Origin of the sequence: Nonomuraea purpurea, assembly GCF_042650645.1 — a bacterium.
In the GTDB taxonomy this organism is placed as follows: Bacteria; Actinomycetota; Actinomycetes; order Streptosporangiales; family Streptosporangiaceae; genus Nonomuraea; species Nonomuraea purpurea.
The window spans coordinates 43,486-57,330 of sequence record NZ_JBHSBI010000044.1 but is presented as its reverse complement, the minus strand read 5'-3'; the positions used below and the strand labels follow the sequence as shown (position 1 = coordinate 57,330).

At 67.4% G+C, this 13,845-nt stretch carries 18 protein-coding genes; 7 read left to right on the top strand and 11 right to left on the bottom strand.

Annotated elements, in window-relative coordinates:
* Window positions 1–134: 134 nt before the first annotated feature.
* On the top strand, window positions 135–548 hold the full coding sequence (locus tag ACFOY2_RS50005; protein WP_379535238.1) for a hypothetical protein: 414 nt from the start codon (window positions 135–137) through the stop codon (window positions 546–548).
* 59 nt (window positions 549–607) lie between these two features.
* Here ACFOY2_RS50005 and ACFOY2_RS50000 read toward each other — a convergent pair whose 3' ends face one another.
* Complete coding sequence (locus tag ACFOY2_RS50000; protein ID WP_379535237.1) at window positions 608–1,354, bottom strand: alpha/beta fold hydrolase; 747 nt, start codon at window positions 1,352–1,354, stop codon at window positions 608–610.
* Window positions 1,355–1,534: 180 nt separating this feature from the next.
* Window positions 1,535–2,701 carry an erythromycin esterase family protein gene (locus tag ACFOY2_RS49995; RefSeq protein ID WP_379535236.1) on the bottom strand — a complete coding sequence of 389 codons (1,167 nt, stop codon included), beginning with the start codon at window positions 2,699–2,701 and terminating at the stop codon, window positions 1,535–1,537.
* A 246-nt stretch (window positions 2,702–2,947) separates the two neighbouring features.
* On the opposite strand from ACFOY2_RS49995, the gene ACFOY2_RS49990 reads away from it, so the two are divergent.
* From ACFOY2_RS49990 to ACFOY2_RS49975, 4 genes are all read left to right on the top strand, one after another.
* Window positions 2,948–3,151, top strand: coding sequence for a DUF1918 domain-containing protein (locus tag ACFOY2_RS49990; protein ID WP_357827636.1), 204 nt, complete (start codon window positions 2,948–2,950; stop codon window positions 3,149–3,151).
* Between the two features lie 83 nt (window positions 3,152–3,234).
* A complete protein-coding gene (locus tag ACFOY2_RS49985) occupies window positions 3,235–4,614 on the top strand; it encodes a WS/DGAT/MGAT family O-acyltransferase (protein ID WP_379535235.1) in 1,380 nt (459 codons plus the stop codon).
* Window positions 4,615–4,735: 121 nt separating this feature from the next.
* On the top strand, window positions 4,736–5,218 hold the full coding sequence (locus ACFOY2_RS49980) for a CBS domain-containing protein (RefSeq protein WP_379535234.1): 483 nt from the start codon (window positions 4,736–4,738) through the stop codon (window positions 5,216–5,218).
* Between the two features lie 172 nt (window positions 5,219–5,390).
* The gene (locus ACFOY2_RS49975) at window positions 5,391–5,708 is read left to right on the top strand and encodes an STAS domain-containing protein (RefSeq protein ID WP_379535233.1); all 318 of its coding nucleotides are present in this window, start codon (window positions 5,391–5,393) and stop codon (window positions 5,706–5,708) included.
* Here ACFOY2_RS49975 and ACFOY2_RS49970 read toward each other — a convergent pair.
* On the bottom strand, window positions 5,683–6,567 hold the full coding sequence (locus tag ACFOY2_RS49970) for a universal stress protein (RefSeq protein ID WP_379535232.1): 885 nt from the start codon (window positions 6,565–6,567) through the stop codon (window positions 5,683–5,685). The two genes, ACFOY2_RS49975 and ACFOY2_RS49970, sit on opposite strands and share 26 nt — an antisense overlap.
* 206 nt (window positions 6,568–6,773) lie before the next feature.
* Here ACFOY2_RS49970 and ACFOY2_RS49965 point away from each other — a divergent pair, with 206 nt between their 5' ends.
* Window positions 6,774–7,208: a CBS domain-containing protein gene (locus tag ACFOY2_RS49965; protein WP_379535231.1), complete on the top strand. Its 435-nt coding sequence runs from the start codon at window positions 6,774–6,776 to the stop codon at window positions 7,206–7,208.
* Window positions 7,209–7,391: 183 nt separating this feature from the next.
* On the opposite strand, the gene ACFOY2_RS49960 is transcribed toward ACFOY2_RS49965, so the two are convergent.
* From ACFOY2_RS49960 to ACFOY2_RS49935, 6 genes are all read right to left on the bottom strand, one after another.
* Window positions 7,392–8,093, bottom strand: a complete 702-nt coding sequence (locus ACFOY2_RS49960) for a universal stress protein (RefSeq protein WP_379535230.1) — start codon at window positions 8,091–8,093, stop codon at window positions 7,392–7,394.
* Window positions 8,094–8,246: 153 nt separating this feature from the next.
* A complete protein-coding gene (locus ACFOY2_RS49955; RefSeq protein ID WP_379535229.1) occupies window positions 8,247–8,888 on the bottom strand; it encodes a GNAT family N-acetyltransferase in 642 nt (213 codons plus the stop codon).
* Between the two features lie 76 nt (window positions 8,889–8,964).
* The gene (locus ACFOY2_RS49950) at window positions 8,965–10,239 is read right to left on the bottom strand and encodes an ABC transporter substrate-binding protein (RefSeq protein ID WP_379535228.1); all 1,275 of its coding nucleotides are present in this window, start codon (window positions 10,237–10,239) and stop codon (window positions 8,965–8,967) included.
* Window positions 10,240–10,397: 158 nt separating this feature from the next.
* Window positions 10,398–11,201, bottom strand: a complete 804-nt coding sequence (locus ACFOY2_RS49945; protein WP_379535227.1) for a VOC family protein — start codon at window positions 11,199–11,201, stop codon at window positions 10,398–10,400.
* Between the two features lie 62 nt (window positions 11,202–11,263).
* Window positions 11,264–11,677 carry a VOC family protein gene (locus ACFOY2_RS49940; RefSeq protein WP_379535226.1) on the bottom strand — a complete coding sequence of 138 codons (414 nt, stop codon included), beginning with the start codon at window positions 11,675–11,677 and terminating at the stop codon, window positions 11,264–11,266.
* Window positions 11,678–11,697: 20 nt separating this feature from the next.
* A complete protein-coding gene (locus ACFOY2_RS49935; protein WP_379535259.1) occupies window positions 11,698–12,132 on the bottom strand; it encodes a helix-turn-helix transcriptional regulator in 435 nt (144 codons plus the stop codon).
* Window positions 12,133–12,295: 163 nt separating this feature from the next.
* On the opposite strand from ACFOY2_RS49935, the gene ACFOY2_RS49930 reads away from it, so the two are divergent.
* Window positions 12,296–12,742 carry an iron chaperone gene (locus ACFOY2_RS49930; RefSeq protein WP_379535225.1) on the top strand — a complete coding sequence of 149 codons (447 nt, stop codon included), beginning with the start codon at window positions 12,296–12,298 and terminating at the stop codon, window positions 12,740–12,742.
* 40 nt (window positions 12,743–12,782) lie between these two features.
* Here ACFOY2_RS49930 and ACFOY2_RS49925 read toward each other — a convergent pair whose 3' ends face one another.
* Window positions 12,783–13,007, bottom strand: coding sequence for a hypothetical protein (locus ACFOY2_RS49925; protein ID WP_379535224.1), 225 nt, complete (start codon window positions 13,005–13,007; stop codon window positions 12,783–12,785).
* A 134-nt stretch (window positions 13,008–13,141) separates the two neighbouring features.
* Window positions 13,142–13,822 (bottom strand): alpha/beta fold hydrolase, encoded by a 681-nt coding sequence (locus ACFOY2_RS49920; protein ID WP_379535223.1) that lies wholly within the window; start codon window positions 13,820–13,822, stop codon window positions 13,142–13,144.
* Window positions 13,823–13,845: the final 23 nt, after the last annotated feature.

Genomic DNA, 13,845 nt, shown 5'->3' with positions numbered 1-13,845 from the left:
GCAGCCCAGGATGATGGACTCGCCCGCCCCAGAGAAGGGGGCGCCTGACCGTGGAAAGCGGTCCGGCTTTCACTCGTCGATCGACGCGTGCCCACCGGGCAATGTCAAAGGCTTAAATCAATGAAGGGATACACATGATCAGGCCTGCCGTCACGGCTCTCGCGGCGCTGGCCCCCTCCACGGCGAACGCGGCAGCCGCGCCAAGCACCGCGTTCCGGATGTCCAGCTACGGCGACACCCTGGTGAGCGGAAACGTCGTCTGGCACAACCGTACGGTGCAGATCGGGGCACGGATCTCCGCCCCGTCCGGCTGCGCGCGAGTCAGGTACACCTTCAGCGGCGACGGTGTCCTCCTGCCCAGCAACGAGACACGTCAGGCGTGCGACGGCTCCAAGGGACACGGCTTCGACAAGACCATCAACCGGGTCGGCGGGGTGCAGAGCGTGATCGCCGTCCTCGACATGTGGCGCGACAAGCGCTGGGTGCCCACGAAGAGGATCCAGTGCGAGCGAACCGGCTGCTACTCCACCAGCCCCGTTTCCGGCTGACTGGCTCGGCGCCGCAGCCCCGGCGCGATCTCGCAACTCCGGGGCCACGGGGAGCGCACTCAGAGATGACGCCGGAGCCAGTCCCCGAGCCGCGCGTTGAACCACTCGGGATGTTGCAGCGGCAGCCCGTGACCCGCGCCCGGGTGAACGACCAACTCGCTGTTCGCGTGGTCGCGGCCGAGCTGCCGCATTCCCTCCCGCAACGCCCGCGGCTCCTTGCCTCCGGCCAGGAGCAGGGCGGGACCGGGAAACGTCCGCCACGCGGGCGGGACGCGGAAGGCGGAGTTGGCCCGGGTCAGCGCGAGCAGGCTGTCCTTCGGCAGGGCCTTCGAGGTGCGCAGGTAGTCGTCGAGGAGATCGTCCGGAACGAACAGCGCCTTGGCCTGGAGCCGGGCGAACCACGTCTGGCGGGCGAGGGGCGCGGTGAGCCCGACAAGCCGGTCGCCCAGGCCCGCCAGCGCGACACCCCGCGTCAGCGCGCTGACGACGACGACCCGGGTGACCAACTCGGGATGGGTGGCGGCCAGTTCGACGGCGATCTGCGCGCCGAGCGAGAAGCCCACCACCGTGACGTCCGCGCCGGCCGGGAGCCGATCCAGGTGCGCGACGAGCTCGGCGACGACCGCCGCGCTCGTCGTGAACGCCGTCCCGTGGCTGTGGTCGTGTCCGGGGAGGTCGGGCACGAGGAGGCGGTGACGTGCCGCGAAGTGCTCGATCTGCGCCCGCCACATCCAGCCGGCGACGCCACCACCGTGGATGAGCACCAGGACGGGCCCATCAACGTTCCCGGCTTCTCGTAAGTACAAGGAGCAGCAGTCCTCTCCAGGTCAGGGGCGATCGAAGGGGATCGTGCCGCGACGGTCGTGAGCATGGGTGCGGGTGAGCCACCCTATCGGCCGGGACGGTTCTGGAGGATGGTTCCGGATAGTCCCAAGACCCCCTACCGGCACGCGCCGGCGACCAGCGTGCCCAGCAGCAATCGCCTGTCAGTCAAGCCTGGCAGTCTGCCTGAGGAAGACGATGCCGTCGATCGTGTCCAGCTGGGCCGGGTCCAGGGGGAAATAGGCAAAATCGTGGGATACGCGCGGGGTGGGCTTCGTGATGGCCTCGGCCAGGCGGCGGGCGTCGATGAGGGAGTGGTCCCACGGGAGCGTGGACAGGATGCCCTCGACGGTGTCCGGGGACGGGGTGTTGTCGCCGGTCGTGCCGAAGGCCGAGGCCAGGAAGGCGTACCGGTCGCCCAGGTGCGTCGCGGTGATCGCCCCCGCGCTCCACCACTCCAGCGTCTGGTCGCCGAACGGCATCAAGCTCTGGTTCCGCTGCAGGTGGAGGTTGCTGGAGAAGACCAGGGCCGGGCCCTGCTCGGCGATGGCACGCAGGTTGGCGGCCATCATCGCGGCCCGCAGGGCCGACAGCCGGGTCCAGCGCGCGGGGGACGCGTCGGCCAGCCAGTAGTGGTAGCGGAGCAGGCCGGTGGCGGTGCGCGCGTACAGTGCCGCCCGCTCCCCGTCTTCCGCGCTCAGCTGCGGCGTCTGGGTGTCGAGCAGCGCCACCAGGTCGTCGGCGATCAGTCGCAGCCGCTGGGCCTCGGCGGACTGGCCGATCGACAGGGACGGATCCATGGCCGTGGCCTCGTTCGACCACCGGTCGTCCGGGCCCAGCAGCGTGTCGAGGGTTTCCCTGGTTACCACGGCACCGGGGAGCGGGCCGTCGAGGAGGGCGTAGAGGCCGGTGAGCGCCTGGCGCGGGCTCGCCGCCCAATACTCCAGAGGCCCGTCGAACCCGAAGAACCGCAGCTTTTCATCATGCTCCTCGTTGTACGCCCGCATCCAGCGCACGAGCTCGCGGTTGGCCGGTGAGGTGCCGAAGGTGTGGCTGAAGCCGCGTTCCATGACGTCATCGAGCGTGCCCGTGCCCGTCGTGATGTAGTCGTGCACCACGAGGCCCATGAGGCAGTCGCTCTCGATGGCGAACGATCGGTAGCCCTCGTGCTCGACCAGATACCGGAAGATCTCGTTGCGTACCTCGCCCAGTTCGCCCACGAAGTGCCTGGCCTCGCCCAGGCCGAGCAGCAGGGGCTTGGCGGGAAGCGACCGCAGGAACGCCGAGATGCCCGCGCCGTCGAGCGGCCTGGCCGTATCCTTGATATCCATACCTTCAACGGTATCGTTGAACCCTCGGTGTAAACTTTCCCTGGAATTCCCCGCTCTCATCACGATGAACCTTCAACCCGCCTGCACTTCTGGCCCGCTTGCGCGAGGAAATCATGCTGCTTCGGATGACGCGCTCCGGGACGGATAAGCGCCGCTGAGGGGGAAGGGGAGACCTATCAACTACCCCTGGCTGGAGCCAGGTGGCTTGCTCTCACGGTCCCGTCTGGGTAAAGGGAGGCCGGTCAGATGAAAGCAGAAGTCGGGGACATGCTGGTGATCGAGGGCGCCCATCAGGGTGAGCCCCGCCGCATCGGCATCATCATCGCCCTTCATCATGACGACGGATCACCGCCTTATGAGGTGCGCTGGCTCGATGAGGAACACGAGACCCTCGTTTATCCTGGGCCGGACGCCCACATTGAACGCCGGGAAACCTTCAGAATGCCTTGAGCGGGTGGGGTGTCATGTCATCTGATGTTTAGTCGCCTGGAGACGGCCGCCACCCGCACCGAGAGCTGGTCTGAGGTGGAAGCATGCGACAGCTCAACGCGCTGGACGCGCAGTTCCTCAACTTCGAGACCGCCACCAACATCGCCAACGTCGGTGGGCTCACCGTGCTGGCGAAGGATCTGCCCAGGGAGAAGATCCTGGACAGGCTGGCAGAGCGGATGGCGGGGTTGCCCCAGCTACGGCGGCGGCTGGTCCGTGTGCCCCTCGGTCTCGACCATCCGTACTGGGCCGACGACGATGAGGTTGACCTGGATTATCACGTCCGTGAGCTCACGCTGAAGCCTCCCCGTGTCGACGCGAAGCTGGCCGATCAGGTGGCTCGGCTGCACGAGCGGCGGCTGGACCGGGACCGTCCGCTGTGGGAGATGCACCTGATTCACGGCCTGGACGGTGGCCGTTGCGGTCTCTATACCAAGATCCACCACGCCGCCGTCGACGGGCTGATCGGAGCCGAGATACTGGCCGCGCTCACGGATGCGACCACCGTGACGGCCGCGGGTGAGCCGCAGGGCCCTCCGGGGGTGTGGCGCATGCTGGCCAGGAGCGCCTGGCATCTCGCGGCCAACCCCGCGCATCTGCTGAAGTTCGCGGGCCAGGCCCTGCCGGTGCTGGACCAGCTTCCCCTCGTCTCGCGGCTGCCCGACGCCGTCGGCCTGGCGCGGTTGATGCGGCGCGAAGCCCTGCCCGAGCTGCCGGAATTCGTCGTTCCGCACACCCCGCTGAACGGTCCGGTCTCATCTCATCGTCGTTATGCCTTCGTCGAGCTGCCGTTGAAGGAGATCAAGCGCGTCAAGAACGCCTTCGGCGTCACGGTGAACGACGTGGTGCTGACGCTGGCGGCCTCTGCGCTGCGCCGCTGGTTGATCGCCCGCAAAGCGTTGCCGGAGATTCCACTTATCGCGGGGGTGCCGTTCTCCTTGCGGGGGCGAGTGAGCGCGGACGAGGCCAACCAGGTCAGCATCATGATCACCCAGCTTCCCACGCACCTGGCCGACGCGCGCCGGCGGCTCGATGCCGTCAGCGAGGGGATGCGGCAGATCAAGCAACGATTCGCCCTGACGCCCGCGGGTTTGCTGCGGGAGCTGAGCGAAAGCCTGCCCGCCGCGCTGAACGCCCTGGCCGACCGCGCGGTGTTCGGGCTGGTGAACCGGACGACGCCACCCGTCAACGTGGTCGTTTCCAACGTCCCCGGGCCGCAGTTCCCGCTGCGGATCGCTGGGGTCAGGCTGCTGTCGCACTACCCGGTGTCCGTGGTCACCGACGTGAGCGGCGGTCTGAACATCACGGTTTTCTCCTACAACGGCCGTCTCGACATCGGAATCACCGCCTGCGGCGACCTGGTCCCCGACCCGTGGGCCTTCTCCGGCTATCTGCGCGAGGCTCTGGACGAGCTCAAGCCTTGAAACGGTGGCCTTCTGAGGACCAATGTCACCTCGATGTGGGACTTCGTCCCCGGGCGCCGGTGGGCCGGCCGACGCGAGAATGGACAGTGAAGGCAATCGGCGCCGGACGCAAGGAGAAGTCATGAGCGTCGAGTCATTGACCGCCGGACACGTGATGAGCCGTGTCCTGGTTGCCGTAAGGCCAGATGAATCGCCGTTGATGGCCTGGGAGCTCATGCGCCGGGCGGGTGTGCATCACCTGCCGGTCGTCGACGGCCGGCATGTGCTGGGCATCCTGACACGCGAGCAGGTGGCGGCGTCCTGGTCAGGCGGGCTGCAGGAGCAGTCCAGCCGCCAGGTTCGCACGTTGCTCGGGTGTGAGCGCAGGCCGGTGGTGCCCCCGGATGCCTCGTTGGTCAAGGTCGCGGCGATGATGCTCGATTCCGGCTGCGACGCCGTGCCGGTCGTCGGCGATGGGGGACTGGTCGGGCTGGTCACCGCCTGGGACATGCTGTCGGCCGTCGCCGGGCGTGTCAGAACCACCGATGAGACTGGTGAGGTGATCGCCGGGATGTTCCACCTCGAGCCCGTCCTACCCCGGACACCGTCTTCGCGGCACGCCTGAAGGCCCTTCGGGTGACGTCATGAGGACCTTCGGCCCTACGAGTTCCCCCGCTGCACCATGAGCATTGTTACTGATCGCTTCCAGGACGAAAGCTGTGATCGGAGCGGGGAGACTGAACACCATCATGCACCGAAAGATTCGATCTTTGGCGCACCTGTGCAGACCGCTTCGCGTGACCACGCGGGTGTCTGACGACGTGACCGTGGTGGGGATCGCGGGTGAGCTGGACTTCGCGACTGCCGCGCCGCTCAGCACGCTGGTGAAAGCCGTGATCCCGGACGCGGGCCGGCGGGTTGTGCTCGATCTGTCCGGCATCAGTTTCTGCGACATGTCGGGCCTGCGGGCACTGCGCGTGTGCGGCGAGACCGCACACGCTTCGGGGGTGGCGCTCGAGCTCATCGGCCTGCCCGCTCGGATGCTGTGGCTCCTCACGATCAGCGGGCTCATGCCCGTATTCGCGCCCTTCATCTCGACGAGGCGGCAGCCCTGAGCCTGGGAGTTCGATCATCTTCGTGACGGCGGACCACGGCTACCGGGCAGTCGGCGTGGTGCAGCACGCCATGGCTGACAGAGCCGAGCACCGCCGACGCCACTGCGCTGTGCCCGCGGTTGCCCACCACGACCAGATCCGCGTCCTTCGACGCCTCGGCCAGCGCCGCCACCGGATGCACGGAGGTGATGTCCTCGATCACGTTGACCTCGGGGTACTCGGCCCGCCAAGGGGCAAGTCGATCACGGACGAACTCGTACTGGGTTCGTTGCAGCCGGTCCAGGTCGAGTGAGACTGCGTGGATGGGGACGGCGTAGGCGTAGACGGCGCGCAGCGGCACTCTGCGCAGGGACGCCTCGGCGAAGGCATGGGCCAGCGCGGGCGTGGAGGAATCGCTTTCGTCCACGCCCACCACGATCTGCCCGCGCTCGGCGGCGACCGACCGCACCACGACGACCGTGCCGTGGGCGTGGCCCGCCACTCCCAGGCTCACCGAGCCGAGCAACGCGCTGGCGAATCCACCCCGGCCGCGCGAGCCGACGACCAACTCCGCCGCCGGCTCCGCCTGCGCCCGCAGCTGCGCCACCGCCGATCCGGTCTTCACCTCGGTGGCGACCTCAATGCCTGGCCAGCGAGTCGTTACGGCCTGGTACTTCTCCTCCAGCATCCTCGTGGCGGCCTCCCCGAGGGTTTCCAGCAGGCCAGGAAGCGGGCAACGCGGAAGATCATAGGAGCCGCGTTCGATCACATGCACGAGTTCGAGCCGGAGCCCTTTGCGTACGGCATCGGCGGCCGCCCAGGCGATGGCGGCGTCGGCATCCAGCGAGTCGTCGGTCCCCACGACGATGACGTCGTTCATGGTTGCGCCTTTCGCCGGCCGTCGAGTACCTCGTGCGGACTTCTGCCCGAAATTCGGCAATGCCACGGCAAACCGGCCTCCCGGCGTTTCCGCCGAGCAGTGATTTATGGGATTTTGCCCCTTTCGGACGACAGGCACTCCGATGTTTGGCTCAACCTGGGTACGAGCAGTTGAGAGCGCTTCATCGACGTGTTCGGGGGCGACCGATGAACACATGGAAGAACGGGAAGAAGGCTCGGGACGTGATGCATGAGGGCGTCCAATGCATCGGCGAACACGAGACCCTGCGTATCGCCTCACAGATCATGTGCGACCTGGGAGTCGGCGCGCTGCCCGTCTGCGGAGACGACGACCAACTCAAGGGCATCATCACCGACCGTGACATCGTGGTCCAGTGCTGTGCCCCTGGCCGGGACATCGACCGGACCACGGCCGGCGAACTGGCCCGTGGGCTGGTCTGGGTGGACGCCGACGCCAGCCTCGAGGAGGCGCTGTTCGCGATGGAGCAGCACCACATCAAGCGTCTGCCCGTGACCGAAGATCAGCGTCCGGTCGGCATCATCAGCGAGGCCGACCTCGCCAAGGAGCTGCCCGACAACAAGCTTGCCGAGTTCGTTCATCGCGTTTACGCGCTCGACTGAGGCCTGGACGGGGGCGGAACCCGATCGAGACGGGCCGCGGATCATGGCTTCGGAGCAGTCAGGCCGTCGCCCTGGCCGAGAAGATCCGCGGAATCGAGGGTGTGGTGGATGTGCGCTCCGACATCGCCTTCGGCGAAGACGACCTGCTCCACTTCCCCTCACGGGCGTAGGGGAATCGCGACGTCAACCGCCCACCACGGCCACAGGACAGGGCGCATGCTGGAGGAGGAAATCGGCCAGGCTGAATCGCGCGGCGTGCTCGCGCCCGACGACCATGAGCGTCGGATGTTCATGACCCTCAGACGCTTCGAGGCGGGTTCGCGGGTGGCGCGCCGTCCACTCGCCGAGGTCCACCGGGGCGGATACCGGCAGATGACGCAGTTCGGCCTCGGCGAACGCGAACTCCAGCACCGACGCGGCAGGCTCCGTGCCGCTCACCACAATCGGCCCCGGATTCGTCACGGTGGGTAGCGGACCCGGGCCGCGAACCACGATCACGGGACATTCCGCGTGGGCGGCGACATACCCGGCGACCGAGCCCACAACGGCCCTGGGAAGCGCGCTCAGCCCTCGGGAGCCGACGACGACGAGCGCGGCGTCGGCGGACAGCTCGACCAGGCGATGCGCGGCCGGGCCTTCAAACAGATCTGTTTCGACGCGTATGCCTGAGCTGCTGGAACGGGCGCAATCGGCCCCGTGCCACAACACGTGCTCGGCGGCCTTGCGCAAGTGGGCCTTGGCCTCCTCGTCGGCCTGGCCATAGGGCCACTGCCAGGCGTGACTGACGGTCAGGGGCAGCTTTCTCAGCTCGGCCTCGTCGAGAGCCCAGTCGAGGGCCTGCACCGAGAAGTCCGAGCCGTCGTAGCCGAGCACGATGTGGTTCATGGTCGGGTCCTTCCTCGGCGATGAAACCTCACCTTCAGTGTCAGCGGCGCCCCGGAACGTTTCGCAGAGCCGGGTGGCCCGCGTTGCCGGGACCTTGGTCCCAGAGACGGGCTTCGGCGGGTGCCTTCGCGGACGAATCCGGCATCAGGCGAGTCAATCGTCACCCCGGATGCGGGCGTGCAGGTGCATGTCGTGCCGGCCGTCGGAGTGGACGGCGTCGCTGCGCTTGGTGCCCTCCAGGGGGAAACCGCATTTGACGGCGACCCGGCAGGAGGCGTGGTTGCGAGTCGAGTGATCCAGATGCAGCCGGTGGAACCCGGCTTCGCCCAGTGCCCAGACGCTCAAGGCCGTCAGCGCGCGGGAGGCCACACCCGCTCCGCGGGCGGCCGGGAGCACCCAGTATGCGCACCCCGCGACGCCGTCATCGAGATTGACTCCGCCCATGGCGATGCGCCCCAGCACCTCACCCCCGCCACGGGTCACCGCCCAACTCGCGCCCGTCTCCTGTGCCCAAGCCTGGCGATACTGCTCGAACCACGCACGGACCTGATCTTCAGATGCGGGTTGACGAGTGTGCCAATGCCGGATCTCGGGATCCTGGTAAGCAGCAAGGAAGACTGGTGCGTCAGAAAGTTCCAGGGGCGCAGAAGCAGGCCGCCCAGGGCGGAAAGCGTCGGTTGCGGACCGGCGGCAAGAGTCCCGGCAGGAATGGCAGGGGCCGTCGAAAGAGGTGATCTCACGGCGTATCCTCTCCCGGCGGCGATGACCTGCGTCAAGGTGCCGCCAAGTGCGCATCGGCGCGGCGGGCGCCTGCCTGCTCGCGGCCGGAGCCCGGTGGCCGGCCGCGAGGTGGGCCCGAACGGGCGGCGCTTCAGCCTGCGAGTAAGGCGTTGGCCTCGGTGATGAACTTCCGCGCGGCCACGTCAGGGGTCATCCGGCTGAAGATGACGTCTTCGGAGTATCGCTTGAGGATGCTCTCCATGGCGCTGGAGCCCTTCGGCGGGGCGGCGGGCGGGGTGGCGAGCTCGCCACGGATTTCGTTGACGAACGCCATCGTCTTCTGGTCCGCGTCCGGCAGCTTGCCGCTGACCGCCGACAGCACCTTGGCATTGGCCGGCAGGCCGCGGTCGCTGAGGATGATCTGACCGGCCTCGGGGTCGTTGACCATGAAGTCGATGAACTTGGCCGCTTCGAAGGGATGCTTCGACTCGGAGTAGGCGGCGTAGAACATGCTCGGCTGCAGGAACATGCCGCCGGTCGTGGCGGCCCTGATCCTCGGCATCCGCAGCAGCTCCAGGTTCTGGCCCGAGGCCTTGGTGGCCGCGCCCAGAACGTTGCTCCACATCATGGTCGTCGCGCCGGTGTTGGTGCCGATCAGCGTCTTCGCGATGCCGGCGTCGTATATCGCGGAGCTCTTGGCGGCGTCGGGGGAGCCCTTCGTTCTGATCAGGTTCTGTGTGATGCCCCACCAGTCCTTGATGGTCTGCGGGGACAGGCCGAGTTTGTTGCCGTCGTAGAACAGCTCGCCCCTCTGCGCGGCGTAGATCTGCAGGTAAGCGGGGTTCCAGCTCAGCTGCGTGCCCGTGACCTTTCCGCCGCTGCCGGCGGTGACCTTGGAGCACAACTCGATGAAGTCCTCCCACGTCCACGAACTGTCATCGGGAAGCACGACTCTGGCTTGCTTGACCAACGCCGGGTTGACCACCATGGAGAAGGCGTTGACACCGGTGGGGATGGCGTACTGCTTGCCGACGACGACTCCGGTGGTCAGCAGCTTGCTGTCGATGTCGGAGGTGTTGACCTTGGCCGCCAGGTCGGCCAGCGCGCCGCGCTCCGCGTATTCACGCAGAGCGCGGATTTCCAGGGTGATGACGTCGGGCGCGTCCCTGCCGGCGACCCTCGTGGCCAGCGTGTCGTAGTAGCTGGGGAAGTCGGAGATCACGCCTTCGATCTCGATGGTCGGGTTCTTCGCCTCGAACTTCGCGATCGCCTCTTCGGTCATCTTCTTGCGGGCGTCACTGCCCCAGTAGGAGAAGCGCAGCTTGATCTTGCCGTTGGTGTTCGCGCCGCTGCCGCAGCCCGCGGTGGCCGCCAGCATGACCGTGGCGAGCAGCGCCACCGACCAGATCTTTTTGCCAGAGCTCACGCGCTCTACCTCCTATGGATCTTCTGTTGGGGGGTGGAAGGAACTTCTTCGGCAATGTGGTCCATAGCACGAATCAGGGGTTAGACCTTAGCGCGATGATCGACATGTGGACATGGGTTCCACCACGACAGATGACCACCAGTGTTCAGACATGTACGTCATGCCGGTGTTGTGGTGATTCTCCAGTGGTAGCCGTCGGGGTCGGTGAAGTGACCGGTGTAGTCACCCTGGTCGCTCTGGGTCGCTGCGGCGGTGACCCGGCCGCCGGCAGAGCCCGCGGCGGCGAGAAGAGCGTCGACGTCGTCCCGGGACGCGGCGGTGTGGGTGAGGACGAGCGCGGAGAAGCCGTCGCCGTGCTCGTCGACGCCGGCGTCCTTGGCGAGGGCTTTGCGGGGCAGCAGGCCCAGCCGGCACACGCCGTCGGCGATGGTGAAGTCGATGAACTTGTCGCCGTAGTCGTGGTCGGCGCTCATGCCCAGCCTCTCGTAGAACGCCTTGGACGCCTTCGGTTTGGCGACGCCGAGGTAGATGGCGGTCTCGGTCGGCTTCGGCGGGTCGGGGACGGGATCGGTGTCCTTCTTGGAGGCCGCGGCCAGCTTCCACACGGCCCCGTCCGGTGCCTGGTAGACGGCGGTGAACTCGCCGAAGAGCTGCTTCTTCGGCGGTTTGATGACCGTGGCGCCTTCGGCGGTGGCGGCTTCCAGGAGCGCCTTGATCTCGGCGGGCTGGTTGACGATCGAGGACAGGACGTAGCCACGGAAACCCGAGGTCGCCGGCATCGTGCCGGAGTCGGTGGCGAGCGCGTCGATCTGCCGGAGGGCGAGCCGTCCGGTGCCGTGCAGGTCGAGGCCGGCGGTGTGGTCGTCGTCGGTGGCCTTGGTTGAGAACGCGGAGGCGTAGAAGGCGCCTGCGGCTTCTACCTGTGGTACGCCGAGAGTGATGATGTCGATAGAGAGCGGCATCGGGTGGTTCCTTCGTGCTTTGAGGGGACGGCTGATCTGGTGTGAGAGTCGTGCGGCCTGGCTCACGCAGGTGCGCTGGTCACGCGGATGAGGTTGCCGGCCGGATCACGGAAGGCGCAGTCGCGGACTCCGTAGTCCTGGTCGATGGGTTCTTGGACCACATCGGCACCCGCGGCCTGGAGACGGTCGAAAAGCCCGTCGAGGTCGTCGGTGGCCAGCGTGATGGCGGTGTAGACGCCCTTGGTGATGAGTTCCACGATGATGCGGCGCTCCTCATCGGTGATGCCCGGATCGGCCGCGGGCGGGTGCAACACGATGGAGGTGCCGGGCTGTCCCACAGGGCCGACGGTGATCCACCGCATCTCTTCGTAGCCGGCATCGGCCCGGACCTCGAAGCCCAGGATGTCGCGGTAGAAACCCAGCGCGGCCTCGGGGTCGGTGTGCGGGAGGAAGGCGTGCTGAATGGTGATGTTCATGCCCATCACGCTATGTATGACTACCGGGCGCGGGCTTCTCGATTCTTGACCGGTCTGGTCACCTGCTTGCTCAGACACGGCGGAATGCCCGCCGCGGCCTGGGAGTGGTCACGTCGGTAGACGCTCGGCGGCACGCCGACCAGTTCGGTGAACCTCGTGCTGAACGTGCCCAGCGAGGAGAAGCCCACCTCGAAACACACGTCCGTGACGCTCAGGTCTCCGCGGCGCAGCAGCGTCATCGCCCGTTCGATCCGCCGGGTCATCAGATACGAGTACGGAGACTCGCCGTAGACGCGACGGAACTCTCGACTCAGGTGCCCGACCGACATGTGCGCCCCACGGGCCAGCGCCTCGAGGTTCAGCGGCTTGGCGTACTCACGATCGATCCGGTCTCGGACACGACGGATCACGGCGATGTCGCGCAGTTGTTGCGCCTCCACACGCCCGAGCCCCATACGCACCATCGTTCCACCTTGCACCCGCCGCGCGGGCGTCAGGGCCGTTGCCACCATGGAAGCACAGGGCGAGCATCGATCAAGAATCGAGAAGCGCCGGAGCTTGCGGCACGGCTAGCGTCACAGGCACTTCACACCGGTAACGACCAGGGGAGTGACAGCGATGAGCGCGAACACCGGCACGGACGGCTTCTCCGAGGAAGAACGTGCTGCCATGAAGCAGCGCGCCGCGGAACTGAAGAAGGAGGCGAACCGCGGTCGTGGCAACAAGGCAGCCGCCGATGAACTCGACGTACTGTCGAAGATCGCGGAGATGGAGCCGTCTGACCGGGCGGTGGCCGAACGCATCCACGCCATCGTCACCGCCAACGCCCCAGAGCTGGCGCCGAAGCTGTGGTACGGACAGCCAGCCTACGCCAGAAAAGGGAAGGTTGTGTGCTTCTTCCGTAGCGGGCACGTGGACAAAGAGCCTTATTCAACCTTCAGCTTCACCTCCGAAGCAAACCTCGCGGACGACAGCGGCCTGTGGCCCACGTCCTTCGCCGTGACCGAACTGAGTGACGAAGCCGCAAAGACGATCACCGCCCTCGTCAAGACCGCTGTGCGCTGACAGCTATGACCCTGAAACCGGTGGCGGCCCGTGCACGGCGCTATCGCCAGGGAGCCCAGGGCAGGACTTCGCCGTAATGGGAGGATCGGACGGGTTCGAGGGCGAGGTCCAGCAAGGCGACGGCGGCCTGCGCCGGACTGGGCGCGTGGCTCACGTCCCACCACACGCCCGAGGTGGGCGTGTTCATCATTCCCGGGCAGACCGCGGCGAGCAGGATGCCGTGCTCGGCGTCCTGCTCACGGCGTTGCGCGGCCAGCGCGCGCACGGCGGCGACCTGCCCGATCTTGGACGGGATGTTGACGAAACCGGGCCAGGGCCCGCTGCGCGCGCCGCCGCGATCGAGGACGACACATCCGCGTAGCGCAGCGCCGTCATGCGAATGCGCCGACGGCCTTGTCGTCAGGCGGCGGCCTGTCGGATGAGGTCGGCGACCGCGGCGGGCTGGGAGACGTAGACGGCGTGGCTGCCGACGACCTCGACGACGGTCGCTCCGGCGCGCTCGGCCATGGTGCGCTGGGCCGACGGCGGGATCATGCGGTCCTCGGTCGCGACGAGGTACCAGCTTGGCTTGTGCCGCCAGGCAGGCTCGGTCACCGCCCCGCTGAGGGCGTCCACGCCCCAGGGCACCTGGGAGTCGGCCAGGAACGCGGCGGTCTGCGCGGGCAGGTCGGCGGCGAACGAGCCGTGGAACTTGTCGCGGTCGAGGAACAGGAAGCCGTCGCGCGGCGGCAGGATCGGCGGCACCGGTGCTCCGGGCGGCGGGTCTGCGATGAGCGTGCTGACCGATTCGCCCTTGTCGGGGGCGAACGCGGCGATGTAGGCCAGCGTCGCGATGTTCGGGTGGGTGCCGGCCTCGCTGATGACGGCCCCGCCGTAGGAGTGGCCGACCAGGACGGCCGGGCCGTCGAGCGTGTCGAGGACCTGACGGGTCGCGGCGGCGTCGCCCTCCAGCGACAGCGTCGGGTTCTGCACGATCCGGACGCCGAACCCGTTTCTGGTCAGCTCGTCGTAGACGCCCCGCCAGCCGGAACCGTCCACGAACCCACCGTGCACCAGCACGATGTTCCTGATGGTCGTCATGATCGCTCCTGATGTGGAGGGAC